This window comes from Providencia sp. PROV116 (genome assembly GCF_028482485.1).
GTDB lineage: Bacteria > Pseudomonadota > Gammaproteobacteria > Enterobacterales > Enterobacteriaceae > Providencia > Providencia rettgeri.
In genome coordinates this window covers 240,640-266,772 of sequence record NZ_JAMPQO010000005.1, presented here as the reverse complement: position 1 = coordinate 266,772, position 26,133 = coordinate 240,640, and the positions used below count along the sequence as shown (strand labels likewise).

At 41.9% G+C, this 26,133-nt stretch carries 20 protein-coding genes; 7 read left to right on the top strand and 13 right to left on the bottom strand.

Translation table 11 applies throughout. The annotated features are described in order from the left end of the window. Window positions 1-70: 70 nt before the first annotated feature. From PSE72_RS05445 to lrp, 5 genes are all read right to left on the bottom strand, one after another. Complete coding sequence (locus tag PSE72_RS05445; protein WP_004909469.1) at window positions 71-1,414, bottom strand: replication-associated recombination protein A; 1,344 nt, start codon at window positions 1,412-1,414, stop codon at window positions 71-73. 86 nt (window positions 1,415-1,500) lie between these two features. After that, window positions 1,501-2,121 carry an outer membrane lipoprotein chaperone LolA gene (lolA, locus tag PSE72_RS05440; RefSeq protein WP_115167655.1) on the bottom strand — a complete coding sequence of 207 codons (621 nt, stop codon included), beginning with the start codon at window positions 2,119-2,121 and terminating at the stop codon, window positions 1,501-1,503. An 88-nt stretch (window positions 2,122-2,209) separates the two neighbouring features. Further along, on the bottom strand, window positions 2,210-3,724 hold the full coding sequence (locus PSE72_RS19945) for a DNA translocase FtsK (RefSeq protein WP_442958884.1): 1,515 nt from the start codon (window positions 3,722-3,724) through the stop codon (window positions 2,210-2,212). A gap of 19 nt (window positions 3,725-3,743) precedes the next feature. Then, on the bottom strand, window positions 3,744-5,846 hold the full coding sequence (locus PSE72_RS19940; RefSeq protein WP_442958883.1) for a DNA translocase FtsK 4TM domain-containing protein: 2,103 nt from the start codon (window positions 5,844-5,846) through the stop codon (window positions 3,744-3,746). A gap of 424 nt (window positions 5,847-6,270) precedes the next feature. After that, a complete protein-coding gene (gene lrp / locus PSE72_RS05430; protein ID WP_004256338.1) occupies window positions 6,271-6,765 on the bottom strand; it encodes a leucine-responsive transcriptional regulator Lrp in 495 nt (164 codons plus the stop codon). 535 nt (window positions 6,766-7,300) lie between these two features. On the opposite strand from lrp, the gene trxB reads away from it, so the two are divergent. The 6 genes from trxB to infA all read left to right on the top strand — a co-directional run bounded on the left by trxB (window position 7,301) and on the right by infA (window position 15,116). Next, window positions 7,301-8,260, top strand: coding sequence for a thioredoxin-disulfide reductase (trxB, locus tag PSE72_RS05425; RefSeq protein ID WP_109911028.1), 960 nt, complete (start codon window positions 7,301-7,303; stop codon window positions 8,258-8,260). 181 nt (window positions 8,261-8,441) lie between these two features. Further along, window positions 8,442-10,121: a DUF7057 domain-containing protein gene (locus tag PSE72_RS05420; protein ID WP_272690919.1), complete on the top strand. Its 1,680-nt coding sequence runs from the start codon at window positions 8,442-8,444 to the stop codon at window positions 10,119-10,121. A 414-nt stretch (window positions 10,122-10,535) separates the two neighbouring features. Beyond that, window positions 10,536-12,302, top strand: coding sequence for a heme ABC transporter permease/ATP-binding protein CydD (gene cydD / locus PSE72_RS05415; protein ID WP_115167657.1), 1,767 nt, complete (start codon window positions 10,536-10,538; stop codon window positions 12,300-12,302). A gap of 2 nt (window positions 12,303-12,304) precedes the next feature. Then, on the top strand, window positions 12,305-14,047 hold the full coding sequence (gene cydC / locus PSE72_RS05410; protein ID WP_004909441.1) for a heme ABC transporter ATP-binding protein/permease CydC: 1,743 nt from the start codon (window positions 12,305-12,307) through the stop codon (window positions 14,045-14,047). Between the two features lie 7 nt (window positions 14,048-14,054). Next, complete coding sequence (gene aat / locus PSE72_RS05405) at window positions 14,055-14,756, top strand: leucyl/phenylalanyl-tRNA--protein transferase (protein WP_004256353.1); 702 nt, start codon at window positions 14,055-14,057, stop codon at window positions 14,754-14,756. Between the two features lie 141 nt (window positions 14,757-14,897). After that, on the top strand, window positions 14,898-15,116 hold the full coding sequence (gene infA, locus PSE72_RS05400) for a translation initiation factor IF-1 (protein ID WP_004244560.1): 219 nt from the start codon (window positions 14,898-14,900) through the stop codon (window positions 15,114-15,116). 60 nt (window positions 15,117-15,176) lie between these two features. On the opposite strand, the gene clpA is transcribed toward infA, so the two are convergent. Continuing rightward, window positions 15,177-17,459 carry an ATP-dependent Clp protease ATP-binding subunit ClpA gene (gene clpA / locus PSE72_RS05395; protein WP_198641822.1) on the bottom strand — a complete coding sequence of 761 codons (2,283 nt, stop codon included), beginning with the start codon at window positions 17,457-17,459 and terminating at the stop codon, window positions 15,177-15,179. A gap of 31 nt (window positions 17,460-17,490) precedes the next feature. Next, a complete protein-coding gene (gene clpS / locus PSE72_RS05390; protein WP_004909410.1) occupies window positions 17,491-17,811 on the bottom strand; it encodes an ATP-dependent Clp protease adapter ClpS in 321 nt (106 codons plus the stop codon). 390 nt (window positions 17,812-18,201) lie between these two features. On the opposite strand from clpS, the gene cspD reads away from it, so the two are divergent. Next, window positions 18,202-18,447: a cold shock domain-containing protein CspD gene (gene cspD, locus PSE72_RS05385; protein ID WP_115167658.1), complete on the top strand. Its 246-nt coding sequence runs from the start codon at window positions 18,202-18,204 to the stop codon at window positions 18,445-18,447. 77 nt (window positions 18,448-18,524) lie between these two features. Here cspD and PSE72_RS05380 read toward each other — a convergent pair whose 3' ends face one another. The 6 genes from PSE72_RS05380 to macA all read right to left on the bottom strand — a co-directional run bounded on the left by PSE72_RS05380 (window position 18,525) and on the right by macA (window position 26,125). Beyond that, a complete protein-coding gene (locus PSE72_RS05380) occupies window positions 18,525-19,472 on the bottom strand; it encodes a DUF1177 domain-containing protein (protein ID WP_198641821.1) in 948 nt (315 codons plus the stop codon). 237 nt (window positions 19,473-19,709) lie between these two features. Continuing rightward, entirely contained in the window at window positions 19,710-20,462 is a 753-nt protein-coding gene (locus tag PSE72_RS05375) for an IclR family transcriptional regulator (RefSeq protein WP_109911022.1), read from the bottom strand. Beyond that, a complete protein-coding gene (locus PSE72_RS05370; RefSeq protein ID WP_115167659.1) occupies window positions 20,459-21,292 on the bottom strand; it encodes a nitrilase-related carbon-nitrogen hydrolase in 834 nt (277 codons plus the stop codon). Before PSE72_RS05370 ends, PSE72_RS05375 begins: the two co-directional genes overlap by 4 nt. Window positions 21,293-21,302: 10 nt before the next feature. Next, a complete protein-coding gene (locus PSE72_RS05365; protein WP_004909397.1) occupies window positions 21,303-22,649 on the bottom strand; it encodes a purine-cytosine permease family protein in 1,347 nt (448 codons plus the stop codon). A gap of 423 nt (window positions 22,650-23,072) precedes the next feature. Further along, on the bottom strand, window positions 23,073-25,016 hold the full coding sequence (gene macB / locus PSE72_RS05360) for a macrolide ABC transporter ATP-binding protein/permease MacB (protein ID WP_217007776.1): 1,944 nt from the start codon (window positions 25,014-25,016) through the stop codon (window positions 23,073-23,075). A gap of 2 nt (window positions 25,017-25,018) precedes the next feature. Then, window positions 25,019-26,125 carry a macrolide transporter subunit MacA gene (macA, locus tag PSE72_RS05355; protein WP_115167660.1) on the bottom strand — a complete coding sequence of 369 codons (1,107 nt, stop codon included), beginning with the start codon at window positions 26,123-26,125 and terminating at the stop codon, window positions 25,019-25,021. Window positions 26,126-26,133 lie beyond the last annotated feature (8 nt).

Genomic DNA, 26,133 nt, shown 5'->3' with positions numbered 1-26,133 from the left:
TTTGAGGTGCGTTCCAGCACAACAAATAAAGTAAAGTATTTCGCTATATAACCTTACCGCATTGCCCAGTTTAGCGATAGCGTTTTGTGGTGCTAATTTGATCCTGTTGGGCTAACCAGTCTAGTTTTTCAGCAAACTTGCTTTCTTGACCCCGTTTCGTAGGGTAGTAATAACGTGTTGTTTGCATAGGTTCAGGAAAATAGTTTTCCCCTGCCGCATAAGCGTTAGGTTCATCATGCGCATAACGATACTCCTTCCCAGCTCCCATTTCTTTTAATAGTTTAGTTGGTGCATTTCGAAGATGTTCTGGCACATCGTAATCCGGTTGCATTTGTGCATCTTTAATCGCAGCTTTATAGGCGGTATAAACCGCGTTACTTTTTGGTGCACAAGCTAAATAAACAATGGCTTGGGCAATTGCACGCTCACCTTCGGCAGGCCCCACTCGAGTAAAGCAATCCCAAGCTGAAATGGCTACTTGCATCGCACGAGGATCCGCATTACCCACATCTTCTGATGCAATTGCAAGTAACCGACGAGCAACATACAAAGGGTCACCACCCGCAGTGATGATCCTTGCAAACCAATATAGTGCGGCATCCGGTGCTGAGCCTCTGATAGACTTATGCAGCGCAGAAATTAAGTCGTAATAACGGTCGCCTTTGTTATCAAACCTTGCGGTTCGTTCACCACTGACTTCTTTTAATAAATCAGCGGTTAAAATACGCTGCCCTTGGCCATCCGCTTCGGCCATATCCGCCATCATTTCCAGCAGATTTAATGAACGCCTAGCATCCCCATTAACCAACTGAGCAACCATTTTGCGCGTGCTGTCAGGTAGAACAATATTTTGCCCACCAAGGCCACGAGATGAGTCTGCCAGCGCTTGCAGCAATACTTGTTCAATATCATTCTCTTCAAGAGATTTAAGCAAATACACCCTAGCACGTGATAACAACGCAGAGTTTAATTCAAATGATGGGTTTTCTGTTGTCGCACCAATAAATGTAATCGTGCCATCTTCTATGTGCGGTAAAAATGCATCTTGCTGGCTTTTATTAAAACGATGAACTTCATCCACAAATAAAATGGTTCTTCGCCCTGCACTACGATTTTGCCGAGCCTTTTCAATGGATTCTCGGATTTCCTTAATACCAGAGGTAACCGCTGAGATGCGTTCAATATCGGCTTGTGCATAATTGCCAATAATTTCAGCAAGGGTTGTTTTGCCTGTTCCTGGGGGCCCCCATAAAATCATGGAGTGCAGATGACCCGCTTTAATCGCACGCGGTAACGGTTTGCCCTCTGCCAATAAATGCTTTTGGCCAATATATTGTTCAAGGGTTTCAGGCCGCATTCTTGCTGCTAAAGGTTGAAATTCATTCTGCGAAAAATCAAGAGACAGGTTACCCACTATATCCTCTTTTTTACCTCTTAAAATACCTTATATATTAACCAGCAAATACTCATGTTGCTGGTTAATATTTTTTCTAATCAAGCTTATTTTGCGTTTGAGCGCTGGTCATCTAAAGTGACACCTTTTGGCACAGTAAACTTGAATTTACTTGCATCAACGCGACCATTTTTTTGCTCTTTTAATTGATAAGCACTGGTTTGGCCATCTTGTTCAACCGCTGAAAACTGCTCAATCGTCCCTTGGGGAGAAACTGTAATGGAAAAACGTTTTAAAGTTCCATTAGTTTGTTTTGGTTTTAAATCAAACGTATTTCCTTGTTGGATGATTGAGTACTGTTTCCAATCTTTCGGGTCGTTACGTGTAATTAGTAGAAATGGCGTATCCTGCGTAGCATCCGCTAAATTAGTTACGGTCACTTGTTCTACAAACGGATTATAAAACCACAAATTTTTTCCATCTGACACCAGTACACTTTCATCCGGTGATGTCATGTTCCAATTAAATAAATTTGGGCGCTCAAGCCATAAATCTCCAACACCTTCTTGAATCAAATCCCCTTCAGGACTTGTCACTTTTTGCGAGAAGCTAGCTTGGAAGCTATTGACCTTATTCAAACGTTCTTGAAGGTCTTGGCTTGCGTCTGCCAATACTTGGCCAATATGTAAACTCAGGGCTAACGCACCCAATAACATCATTTTTTTCATCGATGAAAGACCTTAAAATTATTACCTTAAGAGGCGTCCCGTCTTTATACACCCCTTAAATTAAACCAGCAATCAGCACACTAAATTATTAATGTCCCATTGACGGAGGAGCAAGAACTTCACGGTTACCATTGTGCCCTTGCTCACTGACAATGCCTTGGACCTCCATTTGCTCAACAATCCTTGCAGCACGGTTATAACCGATCCTGAATTGGCGTTGAACCCCAGAAATGGAAACTCGTTGTTTCTCAACAACAAACTCAACAGCTTGGTCAAACAGTGGATCGAGCTCTTCGCCACCACTATCATAACCACCGCCTTCGCTATCATCACTACAGGTTGTAATGCTATCAATATATTGTGGTTTACCGCGAGCTTTCCAATCATTCACAACGGCATGAACCTCTTGGTCACGGACAAAGGCGCCGTGCACCCGCACTGGAATTGAAGAGTTTGGCGGTAAATACAGCATATCCCCCATACCGAGTAAAGACTCCGCACCGCCTTGGTCAAGGATCGTGCGCGAGTCAATTTTACTGGATACCGTAAATGCAATCCGCGTTGGAATATTTGCTTTGATTAACCCTGTAATAATATCAACCGATGGTCGTTGGGTTGCCAATACCAAATGGATACCCGCTGCACGTGCCTTTTGCGCCAATCGTGCAATTAGCTCTTCCACTTTTTTACCTGCCGTCATCATTAAGTCAGCAAACTCATCAACCATGACAACAATGTAAGGTTCTTTTTTCAGCATTGGATGCTCTGTATCCATACTATCACCAGGTTTCCAATGCGGATCAGGAATTGGCCGGCCCATTTCTTCTGCCGCTTTGATGCGATCGTTATAACCCGCTAGGTTACGTACCCCTAATGCAGACATGAGTTTATAACGACGTTCCATTTCATTCACGCACCAGCGCAAGGCATTTGCCGCATCTTTCATGTCAGTAACCACTTCTGTCAATAGATGCGGGATACCTTCATAAATGGATAATTCGAGCATTTTCGGGTCAATCATGATAAAGCGAACATCTTCTGGTTTCGCTTTATACAAAATGCTGAGGATCATTGCATTGACCCCTACAGATTTACCAGAGCCGGTTGTCCCCGCAACGAGTAAATGTGGCATTTTTGCTAAATCAGCAACGACAGGATCGCCTTCAATATCTTTCCCTAAGACAATAGTGAGAGGAGATGGATTTTTGCGGAAGTCATCGCAATCTAATACCTCACTCAAGTAAACAGTTTGCCGTTTCTCATTAGGGAGCTCTAGGCCTACATAAGGTTTGCCCGGTATCACTTCTACAACACGTACGGCTACGGTTGACAACGAACGAGCAAGGTCACGTGACAATGTAGATATCCTTGCTGCTTTTACTCCCGGCGCTAGATCAAGCTCAAACCGAGTGATAACTGGACCTGGTGAGAACCCAACCACTTCCGCTTTAACACGATAGTCATTGAGCCTTGCTTCAATCAACCTCGCTGTTTGTTCAAGTTTGAACATGTCCACTGGCTCTTCTTGCGCTGGCGGGCTTGCCAGCAAATCAAGAGATGGCATTGGCGTTGTTGGTTTCGGTAATGGTTGGTCATTACGCACTAAGAACGGGTGGAATAAGCTATCTTGCCTGTGGCTGCTGTGGCTGCTGTGGCTGCTGTGGCTGCTGTGGCTGCTGTGGCTGCTGTGGCTGCTGTGGCTGCTGTGGCTGCTGTGGCTGTGCAAAAGTTTGTGTTACTGATGGTGGGTTGCCAAGCCCTTCAGCAATATTATCAATATTATTTTGTGGAGCCGCAGGTGGAACAGAAGACGCACTAAATGACGGCATAAATAATGGGTCAGCAGGCTCGTTATCAACCAAGTCATCAATAGGGGTAAAACTATCCAGCACAGAGAACTCTTTTCTTAAGTCAATCCTAGGCTCAAAGTCCTCTTGTACTTGCGAAGAATACTCTTGCGTGAACTGAGGTTGATAGCCATTATCCACGACGGGTGCAACTTCCTCAGGTTCTGGAATTGTATGCATATTATTGGACTGTTGTGAAGCCGACGCCCAACGGTGTTCAATTTCTGGCTGTGTAAATGAGCTGATTTTATTTTCCGTCATTGGCTCATTTTGCAATTGTTCTTCATCTGAATGTACGCTATTTAATGGCGCTTCATAATCCGTTTCATCAACTTCACCATAACGTTCACGTTGCTGCTCTAAAAACTGTGCTCGTAGTAATTCACCTTGTTGTGCTTCATCATCAGTTTCAAGTTGCTCAGACTCACTCGCAGACCACTGCTGATATATCTGCTCACGTTTAGAGGCCTCTTCTTCACGCCGTTGTAGTTCTGCATCACGTAACGACGGAATGCGAATGCCATATAATTCACGACGCGTCGGTAAACGAACAGGATTAGGTCGCGGAAGCTCTGGTTCCATATTTTGTTTAACTTGAGCATGACGCTCCAGTGCCGCGACTGAAATACCTGCAGCCGCTAATGCAGCCGGGTTAGAAACCCTTTCAGTGACAGATGACGGAATAATGTTTTGCGTTATATTTGAAGGATCAAGTGATGACACTGATGTCGCCTGTGGTTCAAACGCCGCTTGATTAACAGATGTTGCCTGATTATTCGAGTACCCAGGAGAAGCGATATTATCGTGTTTTTGTGGTTCTGATTGTTGATTATGATGAACACCAAACATCGGTTCTTCTGGTGCAACATACGCAGACGATTGAACTAACGGCTCATTAGCTGTTTCTGATATTGCATCAAAACCAGCACCGAGCTTAGGTTGGTAATCTTCTGGTACTTCAAAATGATATGTGCTCGGCTCATCCACTGCAGAGAAGGCCGTTACTGGAACTTGCTCAGACACGCTTTGATTCACCAATGGGATTGCGTTTTCTGTCGCTGTCATCGCTTCATTCGTCGTTTTTTCCGTTGTTGGAGCGATTTCAGTGACTAATTCAGCCACTGTGGGAGCAGAAAATAAAATATCATCCGCATCAATATTTTCTAGATCGTCATTGGCCCTGTGCTCAGCTTCTTGCGCACGCTGTAAAGCCCCTTCAGTCTCTTCAACGTCATAATCATAGTTATCTAAATCATCTCCCCTTGCTCGATTTGTCAGCAACGTAATTGGGAGAAGCACAGCCGCACCAATTTTTTCTGCGATTGTAAGCCATGACCACCCAGTAAACAGGGTAAAGCTTATTGCCCATAAAAATAGCAATGCTAACGTAGCGCCTAATGAATTGAACCACGGCATAATGGCACTGCTAAATACACTGCCAATCACTCCACCAGAGGCGAAGTTAGGTAAGTCGTCAAAATTGAGAGCCGCGAGTCCACAAGAGGATAAAATAAGTGCTAAACCACCGATTAATCTTAATGATAAAGAGAAAAAGTCAATATATCTGCGCTGACTTTCGTATTGAAAAATCGCCCAGCACCCTAGAAGTAATAAGGGGGGAATAGCAAATGCAAGAAGACCAAAAGCCGAGAAAAGGATGTCAGCGCTCCATGAACCAACACTTCCCCCTAAATTCTTCACTGGGGCATTCCAAGTTGTCTGTGACCAGCTTGGATCTGAAGGGCTGAAGCTCAATAAAGCCACCATTAAGAAGAGTGCGCTCAAGCATATTGCGAGCAAAATAACCTCTAATAGCCGCCTTCCGCTACTTAGTTTTTTAAATTTGATGTGTTTATCTTCTGTATATTCTTGGCTCATTATTGTTTCTTTGCTAACTGATGTTCTTGACTAACCTAGGTTTATTCTACCATTAAACGACTGACTCTGCCTGCTTTACAACATCTAAGGTAAATCAGGGCATTATGAAAACGCTAAGGTGCAGTATTCCATCTAATGTATGACGATTCAATTTCTATTTCTCATCAAAAGTCCTAAATATTTATAGCTTTAGAATCAATAAATTGAAAATAAAATTTATCAATTGCTAAGTAATTTTTGCAAGATAACACAGAAAGACTTGGATTGCGGTCAGACAATGCCTTTTAAAGACGAGACATTACGTTTTTATCTAGCAGCAAATGAGGTGAGAAAAACGGAACAACGCTGAGTAAACTCAGCGTTGAAACTGCAGTGCGGCAACAAAGCTGAAATGCTGTGCTGAAGCGAGGTTAAAAAGCTATGATTAGCGAGTTTTGATCACTAAGCGATTGCTTTGTTTAACTTCTTCCATAACTACATAGGTGCGAGTGTCGTTTACACCTGGTAAACGTAACAGAGTTTCACCTAACAGTTTACGATATGCGGACATATCTGGCACACGCGTTTTCAACAGGTAGTCAAAGTCACCAGAAACCAAGTGACATTCCTGAATTTCTTCCAATTTTTGAACTGCAGTATTGAATTGCTCAAACACATCAGCTGCACCGCGGTTGAGTGTAATTTCAACAAACACGAGTAAAGATGCATCTAAGTAGTGTGGGTTTAATAACGCCGTATAGCCAGAGATAAATCCTTGTCTCTCAAGACGACGCACACGCTCTAAACAAGGTGTTGGGGATAAACCAACTCGTTTAGATAATTCTACGTTAGAAATTCGCCCGTCTTTTTGTAGCTCGTTTAATATATTCCTGTCGATACGGTCAAGGTCTTTGCCTGGACGCTTTTTATTGTCAATCATCTCTTTATCTCTCTTTCTCTAATTGTTATTTTCTACATCTAAAAATAAGCACCTTAGCCACCACCTTTTTTATTTAGGAATTCGTGTTCAGGAGCAAATTTTGTTCGTAATGCTGAAGTTAGTGTGAATGTAATTATCACCCACAATTTTTACTTGTATTTTAAATTTGTAAGTAGTGTAAAGTTAATTTTCCAGTGAGAACAAAAATGCGCCATTTCCATTGATCCGCTAGATAATTAACTCTTACACTGATGTTTTCGCAAATGCGCAGCCGATTGTCAAAGCAAATGAATAAAAATCAGTACAAGATTTCGCTTTTTTTTCCAGTAAAACGTTTCGCAGCCTTAATTCAAGATAATTCCTAAAAATTGTGATGCGTGACACAAGCAACTTTTTGTCACACTTTTTTACATTTTGTCGGTTTTACCTATTAATGAAATAAGCCAAATGAAACTAAGTCGCACTTAAACCACTTTTGTTAGCCTCTTATTTCTCCTACAATCTGATAAATGCTTTTTAGATTAAAGAGGAATTCATGAGCACAACAACACATCGCAAGTTAATCATTCTTGGTTCTGGCCCAGCTGGCTATACTGCGGCTGTCTATGCTGCACGTGCAAACTTAAACCCAGCATTGATTACTGGGGTGGAAAAAGGCGGTCAATTGACCACCACAACTGAAGTTGAAAACTGGCCTGGTGACCCAGAAGGATTAACCGGTCCAGGGCTTATGGAACGCATGCATGAGCACGCGTCAAAATTTGATACTGAAATCATTTCTGACCATATCCAAAAAGTGGACTTAAAACAACGTCCTTTCCGTTTAATTGGCGATGAAAATGAATATACCTGTGACGCTTTAATTATTGCGACAGGCGCTTCCGCACGTTATATCGGTCTGCCTTCAGAAGAAGCGTTCAAAGGCCGTGGAGTTTCAGCTTGTGCAACCTGTGATGGTTTCTTCTATCGTAATCAAAAAGTGGCTGTCGTTGGCGGTGGAAACACCGCGGTAGAAGAAGCGCTGTACCTTTCTAATATTGCATCAGAAGTCCATTTAATTCATCGCCGTGATAGCTTCCGCGCAGAAAAAATCCTTATTAACCGTTTAATGGATAAAGTTGAAAACGGTAATATTATCCTGCATACCGACCGTACATTAAATGAAGTCTTAGGTGATGACATGGGGGTTACAGGTGTGCGCTTAGAATGTACTAAAACACACGCAACTGAAGATATCCCTGTTATGGGCGCATTTATTGCCATCGGCCACAGTCCAAATACGGGCATTTTTGAAGGTCAACTCGATTTAGACAACGGTTATATTAAAGTGCAATCAGGCACCCAAGGCAATGCGACCCAAACCTCTGTTGAAGGTGTGTTCGCTGCCGGTGATGTCATGGACCACATCTACCGTCAAGCCATTACCTCTGCTGGCACAGGCTGTATGGCCGCCTTAGATGCAGAGCGATATCTTGATGGCTTAGCATCTAAATAATCAATAAATTATTGTGATTTAAAAAGGCTTCAATGTTTATTCAATTGAAGCCTTTTTTGTTACTGATATTACCCATCTTAACTATTGGTTTTACATATATTTTTAAGAGCAAGTTTATATTGTACTTCTCGAATACTCCCTATACTGTTTTTACATAACATTTACGAATATAGGTGTAGGTATGGGGCAACAATTAGAACGTGATGCCATTCGCGGTTATTCTTATTTTATTATTGTCATACTTGCCGTGATGCAAGGTATCGTCATCACTGCCACCACTGATTACGCCATCCGTATAGAAAGCCAATTAAGCGCGAGTACTCTATATCTGCCGATTTTGCTCGCTATTTTTGTTCCTTCAGCAATAAGTTACCTAATTACCAATGCAAAATCCGGTATTTTTTATCTCAACATCGTCGTTATTATTGGGTTAATTTTCTGGCTCAATTACTGGCATGCCCAAGACTTTAAAAATCCTGCAGATACAGACCCATTCTTCGCCTTTATCACCCTAACCGTCCTGTTCTTTTTTATGCTTCCTTGGATGCAACTGTGGCAAGTAACAAGAACATGGAAAATCGATTACGGTTGCTTAATGGGGCTATATATTAAAAATACCTTTTTAGGTGTTCTAGCTGCTGCTATCGGTGGGTTGCTAACTCTAATCATAAAAATAGCCAGTTTCCTATTTGATATTGTTAACCTTAATTTTTTGAGTGAAGCTCTTGATAACGACGTTATCTACTGGGTGAGCTTTGCACTTGGCTTCAACGTGAGTTTAGTTTTTTTACGGGCAGCACTAAATGTACAGCTCAGTAATTTTGCTAGCTTTATTGCTCGTTTTTTCTTACCCCTCTTAAATATTGTTGCCGTTATTTTCTTAGGTGGTTTTGTTGTTTCCTACTTTTCAGGTTTAAGCTCCACGAATTTAGGCTCCGCGGTGATGCTATGGTTTTTAATTTTAAACCTCATTTTCATCAATTTTGTGTATGGTGATGGTACGAGCCAATATCAATACCGTACAGGTCTAAATGGTTTTGTCTTAATTAGCATTATTCTACTCAATTCATTTTCAATACTTTCTCTCTATGGCATTCTGGTACGAGTAAACCAGTATAGTTGGAGCGTTGAACGCCTGTATGCATTTACTATTGCCTTATTTCTATTTGTATTGGTTTTTGCTTACAGTATTGCCATTATTTATAAAAGATCAGCTTGGATGTCCTATTTAGGGTTTATCAATAAAGCGGGAATTTTGTCTCTAATTGCCATTATATTGGTCATTAACAGCCCTATTGCTGATTTTAAACGCATCACACTAAACAGTATTCTTGCTGGCGTTGAAAATGGCAAAATTAAAGTCAATAGTTCGCTTGCTTATGACTTAAAACAATTAGGTGAAAAGGGGCAACAGGCTTTTGAGCAACTCAACAACAACCCTGAATATCAAAAACTATTCCAAACTAGTCCTTATGAAGAAGAACAGCGTAAGCCGCTGAAATTAGTATTAATTCAAGCTAAAAATAGCCCCACAATACCGGACAACTGGTTCGATCTCGGAGAAAACCTTAGCAGTGCGTGGTATTGCACTTCACAATACGACCCATACCCATGTGTAGGCTTTATGGCCGATGTAAACCAAAACAACCAAAATGATGTGGTTATGTGCTATTCCTACCCAAGTAGTTCGAGTATTGATTGCAATATATGGCAACAAACGGAACAGAGCTGGGAGTTAATGGATACGCAAACTCGCACATTTAATACCATGCAAGAAAAAGCTCAGGCTTGGGATAATTTATTAAAAGGAAATTTTAAATTAAAACCCAAAGAATGGTTAATGATAGACCCCACTTCTTAATACTAATTAAAAATGCAGGTGACTTAACATTTCTTTGTTAAGCCACCTTTTCATTACGTAAAAATACAGTAACATCTCAAGATTATTACATCCCAAACCTTACTGAAATATTAAATTTACCTTTATAAAACAATTTAATAACAAAACACAACTCACCGTAAATAACCCACTTTTATTATGTAACATATCGTGGTGAAGCTGTTATGATGTACCCTAGTACCCGAATTTATGGGTAAGATCAAAAACGCAGATTTTCTTATAACCACCAATTGCGTTACCAGATCAAAAAATTATCGTTCTCATGCGGTATAAAATAGTCCAACTGTAATATAGCGCATGGTAAAAGCAACGTTAGGTTGGTATTTCCTAACTATACTCAATGACATTAAAACTACACCTGCTAACTAAATCATTATGGATAAATCAAGACAGACTGAATTGGTACGTTGGTTAAAACAACACAGTGCCCCTGCCAAGCGCTGGTTGCGGATCTCTATGTTACTAGGTATTTTGAGCGGATTACTGATTATTGCTCAAGCCTGGTTCTTAGCTGTTATCTTACAAGCATTGATTATGGATAACGTTCCTCGAGAACAGCTATTAACTCCCTTTATTCTTCTGATTTGCGTTTTCATCTTACGTGCAATTGTCACCTATATACGAGAACGTGTTGGCTTTCGTTGTGGCCAAGTGGTGCGCCAAGAAATACGCACCATGGTACTCGATAAACTTCAAGAACTCGGCCCTGTATGGGTTAAAGGTAAGCCTGCGGGTAGCTGGGCCACGATTATTCTTGAACAAATTGAAGACATGCAAGACTACTATTCACGCTATCTTCCACAAATGTATTTAGCGGGGATCATCCCCATTATGATCCTGATTGCTATTTTCCCATTTAACTGGGCTGCTGCACTTATTTTATTCGTCACTGCCCCGCTAATTCCTATTTTTATGGCATTAGTCGGGTTAGGTGCTGCGGATGCTAACCGCCGTAATTTTATTGCATTAGGCCGTTTAAGCGGTAGTTTTCTCGATAGATTACGAGGCCTTGATACCTTGCGGTTATTTTTTCGTGAAAAAGCAGAAATTAAGCAAATTCGCGAATCAACAGAGGATTTTCGTTCTAGAACGATGGAAGTACTAAGAATGGCATTTCTATCTTCTGGTGTACTTGAGTTTTTTGCATCGATTTCTATTGCTGTTGTTGCCGTCTATTTTGGTTTTTCTTACCTAGGTGAAATGAACTTTGGTAGCTACGGTCTACCTGTCACACTATTTGCCGGTTTTCTTGCCCTGATACTGTCTCCAGAGTTTTTCCAACCACTACGAGATCTTGGCACATACTACCACGCCAAAGCACAAGCTGTTGGTGCCGCTGAAACACTCGAAACATTGTTAAACAGTGATAGAGAACAAAACACTCAACAAGGAACCCAAACACTGAGCGATGATGCTATCTATATTCAGGCTAAACAATTAGAAATTTTATCCCATGATGGCGTGCGCCTTGCTGGGCCATTAGATTTCAATATTGAACCACAACAGCGTATTGCGATTGTTGGTCAAAGTGGCGCAGGGAAAAGCTCATTACTCAATTTATTGTTAGGCTTTTTACCTTATCGTGGCTCCATCACCGTAAATGGTGTTGAACTTCGTGAATTATGTCCTGATAAATGGCGTGAATTACTTGGTTGGGTTGGGCAAAACCCTCACCTTCCAGAGCAAACACTGGTTGAAAACATCTGTTTAGGCAAGCCAAATGCTACAGAGGCAGAAATTCAACAGGCTATTGATAATGCATATGTTTCCGAATTCTTAGCCCATTTGCCTGACGGTCTAAATACCAAATTAGGTGACTATGCCGCCCGCCTTTCGGTCGGGCAGGCTCAGCGTGTTGCCGTTGCACGAACCCTGTTGAAACCTTCTCGTATGCTACTTCTAGATGAGCCCGCTGCGAGCTTAGACTCCCACAGTGAGCAACGTGTTATGCAAACACTTAACCAGCTATCAAGTCAGCAAACAACCCTTTTAGTCACCCATTTGCTGGAAGAAACCCTTGATTATGACCAAATTTGGGTAATGGCTAATGGTCAAATCATTCAGCAAGGTAATTACACACAACTAAGTCAATCAGAAGGCGCTTTTGCCCAGTTACTTGCCCATCGCAGTGAGGAGCTTTGATAATGAAAATTTTATTACCTTTCTTAGCCCTTTACCGCCGCCATTGGTTTTTAATTACATTAGGTATCATCTTAGCGATTGTGACCTTACTGGCGAGTATTGGTTTACTTACCCTTTCCGGTTGGTTTTTAGCCGGAACCGCAATTGCTGGTTTTCCGGGTCTTTACTATTTTAATTACATGTTACCTGCTGCGGGTGTCCGTGGCGCCGCTATTTTTCGTACCGCTGGCCGTTATGGAGAACGCCTAGTTAGCCACGATGCCACCTTTAAGGTACTTGCTCATTTACGGGTTTTTGCTTTTAGTAAAGTATTACCCCTTTCACCGGGAGGTATCAGCCGTTTCCGTCAAGGGGAGTTACTCAATCGCCTCGTCGCTGACGTAGAAACTCTAGATCACCTCTATTTACGTGTTTTATCGCCGATCATTACTGCATTTTTTGTTACCTTTGTCCTTATTTTTGGTTTAAGTTACCTCGACCCTCGTCTTGCGTGGACTCTTGGTGGCATCATGCTGTTTTTACTGTTTACCATGCCATTTATATTTTATCGTGCTGGCAAACCCATCGGCCGTGAACTAACCGAATTACGTGGAAGTTATCGCACTATTTTAACCTCTGCACTGCAAGGGCAAGCTGAGCTAACATTGTTTGGCGCCACTGACCGTTTTCGTCAAAACTTGCTTAATATTGAAAACAAATGGCAAATACGCCAACAACAGCAAGCGGCACTTACTGGGCTATCTCAAGCCATTATTTTATTTGCCTCTGGTGTGACTGCTACACTACTTCTTTGGATGGCTGCCGACCATGTGGGAGGGGATACCAAACCAGGTGCACTCATTGCTTTGTTTGTTTTCTGTGCGCTGGCTGCTTTCGAAGCACTAGGCCCAGTTGCGGTAGCCTTCCAACATATGGGGCAAGTGATTGCGTCTGCTACTCGCGTTTCTCAATTAATGACCGCGAAACCGGAGGTAACTTTCCCAAGTGAAAGCCCTTCAATCGCAACATTGGAAAGCCTGACTGTCGACAATATTTCATTTACCTATCCAGAGCAGCCATTTGCCGTTCTTCACAATGTATCTTTAACGTTAAATAAAGGCCAACACCTTGCTTTATTAGGTAAAACTGGCTGCGGTAAATCAACGCTCCTTCAATTATTAACTCGTGCTTGGGATGTTGATAGCGGAACCATCTACTTAAATGGCACGCCTATTAACGAATTTAGCGAAAAATCGTTACGCAATATGATGTCTGTTGTGCCACAACGGGTTCATGTCTTTAGTGATACATTACGCAATAATCTATTACTCGCCAATGAACAAGCGACTGATATCGAATTAAATGAAGTATTGCAACAAGTTGGCTTGGGCAATTTATTAGAAAACGAATTAAAGCTTAATGCATGGATGGGAGAAGGCGGTCGACAGCTTTCAGGTGGGGAACAGCGCCGCTTAGGCATTGCCCGTGCTTTGTTACATAATACCCCATTAATTCTAATGGATGAGCCAACGGAAGGGCTTGATGCGCATACAGAACAACAGATTTTAGCACTACTCAAAGAAAAATGTGCTGATAAAACATTAATTGTCATTACTCACCGCATGCAGGGCTTAGAGGAAATGGATAACATTTGTGTGATGGATAATGGTAAAATCATCGAACAAGGTACTCATCAAGCGCTGTTAGGCATGCAAGGCCAGTATTATCAGTTCCGCCAGCGCCACTGGGCACAGCAACCGCTCTGAGGCGTATATGTATCAATTAGATGACGACTCCTATTTATTCCCTCCCGTGTCTGAAGCCATGCGGGAGCCCAATGGTTTATTAGCGATTGGCGGAGATCTTTCATCAAAAAGGCTGCAAGCCGCTTATTATGATGGTATCTTTCCTTGGTTTAATCCTGGAGAGATGCCTTTATGGTGGTCTCCGGACCCTAGAGCAGTACTCATGGTTGGTGAGCTTCATATTAGCCGGTCAATGAAAAAAGTATTAAAAAAGCAGACTTATCGCATTACCGTTAACCATGCATTCAAGCAAGTTATTGAAGCTTGTTCTGTACGCCAAGAAGGCACATGGATTTTACCCGAAGTTCAAGCTGGGTATTTGGCATTACACCAAGCAGGAATGGCTCATTCCATTGAAGCTTGGTATGGCGATAAACTCGTTGGAGGCCTGTATGGTGTGAACATGGGGCACCTATTTTGTGGGGAATCTATGTTCAGTAGAATGAATGATGCATCCAAATTTGCTTTTATTACGTTCTATTTTCATTTTTTGCGCTATAATGGGCAACTTTTTGATTGTCAGGTACTTAACCACCATACCGCCTCAATGGGCGCAAAAGAGATATCCCGTAGGGATTTTTTACATATTCTTTATCGGTGGCGTGACAAAGCGATTGACCCCGCCTGCTGGATACCGCAATCGATTGAAATACCGCCAATTTTCGATTAATGAATTTTGGTTTTACATTAATTTTATTCCTTCACTTAAAAATAAAGATCGCGTTAAAATGCGACACTTCTTTACTTAGTGCGGGTTTTTGGGCATTATCTTGCCCGTTAAAAATCACGGTTATTAAACTTAGAGGATTAGATGGCCAAAGAAGACAATATTGAAATGCAGGGCACAGTTTTAGATACCCTGCCAAACACAATGTTCCGTGTTGAACTGGAAAACGGTCACGTGGTGACTGCTCATATTTCTGGAAAAATGCGTAAAAACTATATCCGCATCCTGACAGGCGACAAGGTAACTGTAGAGTTAACACCTTATGACCTGAGCAAAGGCCGAATCATTTTCCGTAGCCGTTGATATTCGCTTCAGGCAAGGCCTGACAACCACAGGTGCATTGATACACCTGTGGTCTATTCGTCAGAATACCGCATCCTCCGGAGAGGCCTTGTGCACGCTACTGAAGCTGTATGTCAGTGTGTTACTTTTTTCATCAAGCCCGATACTTACAGAGCCACCATTCGTTAGTGAACCAAATAGCAACTCGTTTGCTAATGGTTTTTTCAGGTTATCCTGAATGGTGCGAGCCATAGGTCGGGCACCCATCGCTTTATCATAACCTTTTTCACATAACCAACGGCGAGCCGCCGCGCTAACTTCAATTGATACGCCTTTCTCATCAAGTTGAACTTGTAATTCCACAATAAACTTATCAACAACTTGCGTAATAATTTCCGGAGTTAATGAGTTAAACCAAATGATACCATCAAGGCGATTGCGAAACTCTGGTGAGAATGCCTTTTTGATTTCTGACATCGCATCAGTACTATTATCTTGCTCAGCAAAACCAATAGAACGACGCTGAGTTTCTTGTACCCCTGCGTTGGTTGTCATTACCACAACAACATTTCGAAAATCTGCTTTACGGCCGTTGTTATCCGTTAAAGTACCGTGGTCCATTACCTGTAAGAGGATATTAAATACATCAGGATGGGCTTTTTCGATTTCATCTAACAGCACCACTGAGTGAGGATGTTTAATAACTGCATCAGTCAGTAAACCGCCTTGATCAAAGCCGACATAGCCAGGAGGAGCCCCAATTAAACGACTAACAGTATGACGCTCCATATACTCGGACATATCAAAACGTAATAATTTAATATCCAGCGCTTTGGCTAACTGAACAGTAACCTCCGTTTTACCCACCCCCGTCGGACCTGCAAACAAGAAAGAACCCACCGGCTTATTTTCTAACCCTAAACCTGCCCGATTCATTTTAATTGCCTCAGACAACGAATCTATCGCTTTGTCTTGCCCAAACACTAACATTTTCAAACGAGAGTCGAGTGTCTTGAGTTTGTCTTTATCACTTGAAGAAACGGTTTTTTCAGGAATGCGGGCGATACGCGCCACAACAGTTTCAATTTCGGGTACACCAATGGTTTTTTTACGCTTACTTGGTGCAACCAATCGCGTTCGCGCACCAGCTTCATCGATCACATCAATGGCTTTATCAGGCAAATGTCTATCAGTGATATATTTAATGGATAAGTCTACCGCGGCTTGAATCGCTTTTGCGGTATACCGAACATCATGATGCGCTTCATATTTAGGCTTTAACCCATTGATGATGCGAATTGTTTCTTCTGGAGTTGGTTCTACAATATCAATTTTCTGGAAACGACGTGCCAATGCTCTGTCTTTCTCAAAAATACTGCCAAATTCTTGATATGTTGTAGAACCAATAACACGAATTCGGCCACTGGATAGCAACGGTTTAATTAAATTTGCAGCGTCAACTTGCCCACCAGAGGCCGCCCCTGCACCTATGATAGTGTGTATTTCATCAATAAATAAAATACTCTTCGGATCTTTTTCCAGCATTTTTAATAATGCTTTGAAGCGTTTCTCAAAGTCACCACGGTATTTAGTTCCCGCCAGTAATGAGCCAATATCTAATGAATAAATTGTGCAGCCTTTCATTACGTCAGGAACATCATCTTGCTCAATACGCCATGCTAGCCCTTCGGCAATCGCGGTTTTACCGACACCTGACTCGCCAACTAATAGTGGGTTATTTTTACGACGGCGGCACAGTACTTGAATGGTACGCTCTAATTCAGCCTGACGTCCAACTAGAGGGTCGATATTCCCTTTCTTGGCCTGCTGGTTCAAGTTGGTCGTAAAGTTGTCCATATGGTCTTCTGGGACCGGCTGCTCTTCATTTTGCATGGTATTAGAAGGGATATCTTGTTCTGATGACGCCTCTTCGCCTTTTATCGTGCCATGGGATATATAATTAACCACATCTAAACGGCTAACATCATGTTTACGTAATAAGTACGCAGCTTGGGATTCTTGCTCACTAAAAATTGCGACTAATACGTTTGCGCCGCTAACTTCGTTACGGCCAGATGATTGCACATGAAAAACGGCGCGCTGTAATACACGCTGAAAACTCAACGTAGGCTGGGTGTCTCTGCTATCATTTTCGGGTAACAAAGGTGTCGTTTGCGCGATGAAGTGTTCAAGTTCTTGACGTAATGCAACAAGATCAACCTTACAAGCATCTAAAGCTTCGCGAGCAGAGATATTACTCAGTAGCGCTAGCAATAGGTGCTCTACAGTCATAAACTCATGGCGGCTGTCTTTCGCTTTCGTAAAAGCTACGTTTAAACTAAGCTCCAGTTCTTGATTGAGCATAAGCACCTCCCAAAATTGATATTAAGCCAAATTAGACTTTCTCTATAGTGCAAAGCAAAGGGTACTCATGTTCACGAGCAAAAGTATTGACTTGTGACGCTTTTGTTTCAGCAACCTCTGCAGTAAAAATTCCACAAACTCCCTTTCCTTGAATATGGACATCTAACATTATCTGTGTAGCGCGTTCTTCATCAAAAGAAAAGTATTTTTGTAACACTTCGACAACAAAATCCATCGGAGTGTAATCGTCATTATTTAATAGCACCTTATACATCGAAGGTGGCTGTAAGGTTTGTTCTATTTCATCTTTAAAAATGACATCAGTTTTAAATGTGCCCAGAAAATCACTCATTACTTTCTTGCTCAGTGTTTAACTTCAATTTAAGCATAGTCTTTATTATCAACGATTTCTATCAATCATATTGATAACACCACAAAACTATACCATTTCGTAACCATGCTGTTTTTGTCTATATTGCTTCAAGTCACAGTGTACCATGGGAATCACCTTTGCTTCCATGGTTAGCAATCTGTGAGCCACATCAAATATTATAGAAAATGAACGCTATTGATTAGCGAATTCTTAACACTTTCCACTAATTCCTGTACCTCACCTCTTGACCTTAGAAGGCAATTTATTACAGTATATTTTACGAACAAATAACATCGTACTTATACTTATTTTGTGTGTTTTTTATACATTACTTTAAACGCAAATATTGGTAAATCTGAAGGATGAAATATGGAGACGGGTATCGTTAAGTGGTTCAATAACGCAAAAGGCTTTGGTTTTATTTGCCCGGCTGATGGCGGAGAAGATATTTTTGCTCATTATTCCTGTATCCAAATGGACGGTTACAGGACACTAAAAGCTGGCCAAAAAGTTCAATTTAGCGTGACTATTGGCCCAAAAGGTAATCATGCAGACCTCATTGTTCCTATTAACACTGAGAATGTCCCAGACAACATTACCGAATTAAATCAATAGCTCAGCAATAGAGCACAGTTAATTATTTTAGTAACACTGACAACACTAATAATTAACTGTGACTATTTATCAATTAATCACTTCTTTACTACACCATTGCCCGCAGTTTGCAGGTGCGACATATCACCATATAGTGACGTTAATAAATCATACTGTTCAACATCATAAAACGCACATTGCTTTCCTGTGAATGCTTTGGCCACTTCTATCATAAATTTCACTGTCGCTGCAATGTCAACCTCATGGCTAGCCCCTGTAGAGCAACCAGGCACCACTGTTTCTGAACAAATAGCGACACCAACCACTGGCGCAGATGTAGATACTGCAGGTTGTAATATACTGTTGATATGATGCAGGCCATTACCATATGGCGTGATATCTTGAATTGACAACGGGAATGTCACCGCTTTTTGGCCACTGCTCCACTCCATCAAACGGATTAAATCCTCTGATACAGGTAAAATATAGCCATTTTTTACCGTTGGAGACAGCGCATACCCTTTATGATTGAGTAAACGATTTCCCTTTGTGGTGTCTACAGACAAAATAGCATCCGCTTCAGGGATCGCTTCATGTTGATTCATCGTGGCATCTTCAAGGGGGGAGTCCATGAAATCAACAGGTATATGCGGACGTGTTGGCGCATTGGGGCAAATATGTGTCGTGATCACGACATCGCCGAGTAGCCGATCGCCCTTTTCATGCATTTGTGCCAGTTTAAGCGCTGCTGCAAGTGCGGCAATCGCACCGTCTGCATCAGAGACAACACCAATGCGAGAAGGCCTAGCACCAATTCCGCCTAACCGCCCGATGATCCCCAGCGTTGGCGCATCTTTATGGTGTGATTTACCTTGTGTTCCTGGAATAAGAATACGAACAAAATCGCTTTGCCCTTTGTTATCCTTAACCGTTTTAGACATGACTTCAATGTGTGGGAAATCTTGGAACAATGCAACAATGTCTTCACCTTTAACACTAGCGCAATCGATTAGCTCATATACGCAAAGAGTTTGTTTTAGGCTCATTGTACTTCCTTTAATTTTTTTTATGGGAGTGAAGAGCTACTTTGAGGTTAACTCGCATAAAATAGCGAGCTAACCTCATTTCGCTCTAGATGGAGCCTCACGTAATTGAGGTTCCATTTTTCCTGATGAAGGCGTATTCACGCACTTAAAATACTAACAATATAAATATTTATAATTTACTGATTACTTCTACTACCTACTTCTTACTACTGATTGCTTTTATGACACGAAATAAGTTCATGACTTATTTATGCTTTTTTGCAACCAATATGGGTCACCCACCATACAACCAAGATAAGCGGCTTTATGGCAAAGACTCTTGGATAACAGCGCCATAACCTCATCATTCATTTGCGTCGCAGGCAAACTTAAACACAAGGCATATAACGTATTTTGCGCTGGGTCGAACACCGTGCTAGATATGGAAGCGACTCCAGCAACGGATTCATCCATCGAAAATTCCCAGCCGCGCTCAGCCACTAAATCCAAACGCTCAACTAATTTACCGCGCTCTTCTTTGGGTTCACGGTCAATAATTTTTGACCGCTCATTTAGCGGTAACCTTGCTAATAATGCACGCCCCGTTGACGTTCCCAGTATAGGTAAACGTGTCCCCGGTTGAGTAATCACTTGCAACATGCTATTGCCAAAGCGTGCATGAACGACACGAACCATATCATCGTCAAGTGCTGACACATAACTGGTAAAACCGCTATCTTTCGCAAGTTCATCAAGCGCTTCAAGCATCATATCGATTAACGGATTCATTCCCCTAGCTCGATGCGCTAATTCCATAATCAGCAAACCTGGCCGATATATCGGTGCATTGTTTTTCTTTTCTAGCAACCCAAGCTCTGCCATTTGCTTTAAAAGGCGGGAAGCCGAGCTTTTAGGCATACCTAATTCATTAACCAACGTTGTCACAGTCAGCTCATTTCCTGAACGCAGGAACAGTTGGTAAACGTCAACAACGCTAGATAAAATACTCATGACCCTAAACCTTGGGTTAATACACTGTAGCTTTGTGGCTTTCTATCTCTCAGATAAGGCACTTTTAAGCGGGTATGGGCTTGGTTTAAAAAATCAACCTCACCGATTAACAGCACCTCACCTTCACAGCCGGCTTCACAAAGTACTTGGCCGCGAGGACCTAAAACCTTACTACCACCAAATAAATGGAGATCTTCTTCATGGCCCCAACGGTTCACAGCAAGTAAGTGAGTTCCATTTTCTAATGCACGACAGGCGCTGTTAATATCCCAGACATCTCGGTCTTGAACACACCAAGCTGAAGGAGCTAATAGCAATTCCGCACCTTGTAATGTTAAAATTCGTGCGACTTCGGGAAAACCCATGTCATAACAAATCATGATACCGATTTTACCAATCGGTGTTTCAAATACAGGGAAACTATCACCTCGTCCAAACCATTGTTTTTCTAGACCAAAGGCATGAACTTTACGAAAAATACCACTAATACCCTCACACCCCGGGTTCCAAACACCGACAGAGTTATAGATATCGCCTAAATATTCACCACGCTCAACAAAGCCGCTCACAATAGTGATATTTAGACGAGTAGCAAGCTCGCTAAATAGCGTATAAGTTTCACTTCCGATGGAATCACTTAAATCCCACAACTTAGTGGTCAGTAAGTCACCACGGTAACCCGTTGTCGCCAGTTCAGGGAAACAAATTAGTTTTGCCCCTGAATCCGCAGCTTGTTGGCACAACTGTGCCATACGTTGTAAGTTATTGGTTTTATTACCAAGTTCTGAATCAAACTGAGCCAGAGCAACTTTAACTTTTGTACCTGACATTGTTTAATCCTTAATCTAAATGAGAGACTTTGCGAAAGTGTACCGTTTCAACACCTTTCGCTTTCGCCTGCCAGCGCATGCCTATCCAATAGGCTACTGCACCAGTAATCAAAGAGTTAAGCGCAGGGATACCATAGTCAGCGTGCAATGGGCCTAATTCTGAGGTTCCCCATCCAACAGCTACGGCAATCACCCACACAACTAAGGTAACAGGGTTATATGCTTCACAGCTTGGTGGCAATATGCCTTGCTCTCGAGTGATATCTAATTCTTTGCGGTCACGCTTCAATAAATAATAGTCAACAACCATAATCCCTGCGACAGGCGGGATGGCTATTCCTAAGTAAATTAAGAAACCAATAAAGTTATCTAAGATCCCTAACATTGAAGCAATTGTGCCGAAGATACCAATCACCCACGTTAAATAGCGGCGGTCAAAGCGCTTATTGAAGATGGCATTTAGCAGTGTTGAAAAACCTAAAGATGACGAATACAGATTGATGTCATTCATTTTTATTGTCGAGAAGATAACAATCGATGCACCTAATAGGCCAGTCAGTGCCATCATTAAATCAAATACTTGGCTTGTACGTAATGATAATGCCATTAGTACCGCTATCATATTGACCAGTAGCTCACCAAAAAATGTGCCGATGAGAGTCATCCAAAACACATCTTTAGGCCCTTTCATAAAGCGGCTGATATCGGGTGTTGTTACTGCTGCAATAATAAAACCACCAGCAACCATTGTGATGGCCGCAGGCATAGTCATTAATGGCCCGGCGGGTTCAGTATCATTGATAAGTGTACCAATATCTTGACCTGATAATAAATTATATGTCGCCCAGCCTAACGCGAATAAAAATAGCGGCGTTGAGATATTGGCAGTAATAGATAAAAATCGATACCCATATACTGTTATAACCGTCACCGCAATACCTGTAATAAGTGACCAAGTCCCTGGTGTTAGCACATTAGTCGCTTTATACATTCCATCCGCAAAGAAACCATTTTGGACGCCAAACCAGCCCATTAAGGAGATAGCAATCGCGCCACCAATGAGAGCTGAGCCTAACTTACCAAAACCCGCCCACCGAGACAGTAGGCTGATCGACATTCCTTCACGGCACGCAGCCGCTCCAAGCCCCCAGCTGACAACCTGTAAAATTACAGAGCCAAGCATTGTTGCCCAAAACGCCTGCCAAAAAGTTAACCCATACCCAAGAGCTGCACCTAACATCACTTGTGAAACACAAGCTAGCGCACCAATTCGTAGAATTAACACTTCATAGAACGGTCTACGAGCACTTTGGGGTACTCGAGCCAAAGAATAATCTTCACCTGCTTTATTCGCCATATCGCACCTGCTGTGTGGTTGTCTTTGCTTAGTTTTTACTGGCTTTATTATAAGTTCCATTATATGGAACTAGGTTTCATTTATTCTACAAGGCAAATGATATCCATGATCGATACCAATTCGCAAGCAGAATTTATCTTTTCAGATAGTTTTTTATTATGAAATATTTTGAGAAACGAGGGAATATATAGATTGAAAAAAATATTATCAGGAAATGAAGGAGTTAAAAATAACGCATTTAATTAGCAGAATTTATTTGAGGAACTCGGTTCCAATAAATGAGACTATTCTTGAGCAGATATCTCTTTCACGTTAGCATTTAATGCCTTCTATATATCTTCTGCACCAAACCCTGTGATGCAGAAGATACACAGTAATTATTTAGGTTATAAATGATTAGGTTATAAATGATTAAGCTATAAACTATTCCCTCGCTAATGCGTCAATTGGGTTTAAGCGAGCCGCATTTCGCGCAGGTAAAAAGCCAAAAATAATACCAATGGCTGTTGAACAAACAAAGGCACTGATTAACGCCACAGGATCAAAAGAAAAAGTCCAGCCCGGTAGCGCCATTTGAGCCAATAAACTAATTCCATACGATAAGCTGATTCCCATCAGGCCGCCCATTAAACATACCAGTACGGCTTCGATGAGAAATTGCTGCATCACATCGCTGGTTCTAGCCCCTACCGCCATACGAATACCAATTTCTCGTGTCCTTTCTGTCACAGAAACCAGCATAATATTCATCACACCAATACCCCCGACTACTAATGAAATGACAGCCACTAGTGTGAGGAATAACTGCATAGTTTGGGTTGTTTTCTCAGCCGTTTTAATAAAGGTATCTAGGTTATAGGTAAAAATATCTTTCTTACCATGACGCAATGTCAATAAGCGGATTAGTTGCTGCTCCGCTGTTTTAGCATCATAGCCCTCTTTAACCCGCACAGTGATACTGTCGTAGTATGGCCGGTTAAGCACTTTACTATTTACCGTGGTGTCTGGTAACCAAATGGATAATGACTTATTCGAACCAAAAGCCGATTTTTTTTCTTCAAGTACACCGATGACCGTTGCCGGCATATTACCAATAAGTAAAGTTTCGCCAATAACATGCTCTTGCTTAGGAAAAAAGCGGCGCTTGGTGTTAGCATCAATGACCACCACTTGGGCTCGTCTGTCCGCCATATCTTGAGTAAACCCCATTCCTTCTGAGAACTTCGAAGCATAAACATTAAAATAATCACGCCCAACACCTGAAAGTTGAGCTGATGCATCTAAATTGCCTTTTCTTAGCCGAGTTGAGCTATTTAATTCCCCAGAGACAGCATGGACATAAGGCTGCTTAGCAATCGCGTCAATATCCGACGATTTTAATGATTGCCGATTTTCCGCATCATCACTGCCGAAATCTTTCCCGGGATAGATAGAAATGGTATTGGTTCCGATCGATTTAATATCATTGAGTACCATGCCTTGCGCCGCATCGCCAATCACCATAATTGAAACCACAGAGGCAATACCAATAATAATCCCAAGCATCGTTAGCAGCGTGCGCATTTTATTGACAACCATGGCACGCCAAGCCATCAACAATGCCTCACTAAATCGGCCATACATTTGATTTAATGTGAGTTTTCTTGCAGGGGCTTTTGGTAATGAATTCGTACGTATCGAGGCTTTACTCCCCGAATCTTTCAAAATTTCGCCATCTTTAATTTCTACGATACGTTCCGCTTGCTGAGCAATTTCGGGATCATGAGTGACAATAATCACGGTATGCCCTTGAGCACAAAGGTCTTTTAAAATACTCATGACCTCTTCCCCCGAATGGCTATCCAGCGCCCCTGTTGGCTCATCCGCGAGAATTATCTGCCCGCCATTCATTAGGGCACGAGCAATACTCACGCGCTGTTGTTGCCCACCAGACAACTGGCTTGGACGATATTCAATTCGCTCCCCAAGCCCTAGACGCTGTAATAGTTGAGCAGCTCGTTCACGACGTTGGTTTTTACCCGCCCCTGCATATACCGCAGGTACCTCAACATTTTGCTCCGCACTTAAATGGCTTAATAAATGGTAACGTTGAAAAATAAAACCGAAATGTTCTCGACGCAATTCTGCTAATTGGTCGTTATCTAATGTTGCAACGCTTTGGCCATCAATACAGTAATTCCCTTCTGTTGGTTTATCTAAGCACCCAATAATATTCATGAGTGTGGATTTACCTGAACCAGAAGCACCTATAATTGCTACCATCTCACCTGCATTAATTTGCAGTGAGACATTTTTTAAGACCGTAACTTGGTTTTCACCTTCCCCATAGCGGCGAGTGATCCCTTGAAGATCAATTAACGCAGCCATAATTAGTATTCCGCCTCACTGTGCCCAATGACGACTTTGTCACCTTCATTTAGGCCTTTGGTAATTTCTACATACACATCGTTTCGACCACCAATTTCAACTTGTTTTTTCTCGACTTTATTGTCTTGCAGAATATCCACTTCATAGGTTTGTGGTGAAATTTCATTACCTAATGCAGATAGTGGTAGCAACAGCACATTTTTACGTGAGTCTAATTCAATCGTGACCTGAGCGGTCATTTGTAATTTCAACAAATGTTGCGGGTTAGGCACCTCAAAACGCGCATAATAGAAAATAGCATCATTAATTTTTTCAGGAGTTGGCAAAATATCCTTTAATTGCCCAGCAAACTTTTTATCTGGAGCCCCTAAAACAGTAAAAGAAGCATCTTGACCCGGTTCCAAATAAATTACGTCGGCTTCAGAAACTTCAGCTTTCACTAGCATCGTGTCCAAATCCGCAAGTGTTAAAATTGTTGGTGCTTCTTGGGCAGCGATAACCGTCTGCCCCTGTAGTGTTTTAATAAAGGTGACAATACCATCCATTGGGGCCGTAATTTGCGTATATTTTAGATTTGTTTTTGCCGAATCTAGGGTGGCTTGGTTACGCTTAATTTGAGCTTGATAAGTGGCGACTTGCGCTTTTTTTACTTCCACATCGGTTTTAGCTTTATCAAGTTCTTGTTGAGAAACTGCTTGCTGTTTTGCTAGGCTTAAATGACGCTGATAAGTCACCTGAGCAAGACGCAGCTCGGCTTGAGCTAGTGATAAATTGGCTTCGAGTTCACGTGTTGTTGCTTCTGACTCAATAACATCATTTTGGGCTTTTTTCGGGTCAATCACTGCTAATAAATCGCCTTTTTTAACATAATCGCCCTCTTTGACATACAGGGTTTGCAGTTGCCCACTCACCTGAGCTCCCACATCGACTTTACGTACGGCATCAAGTTTCCCCGTTGCCAGTACTTGTTTATCTAAATCACCTCGCGTGACATCTACGGTTTGAAAAACCTCAGCTTCCTCACGATTAAAAAGAAACCCAGCGGTGATTAGGGCAACAATAATGATTGCCAAATAAATCGGCCACTTTTTCTTAGGCTTTGCCTTCATGTTTACTT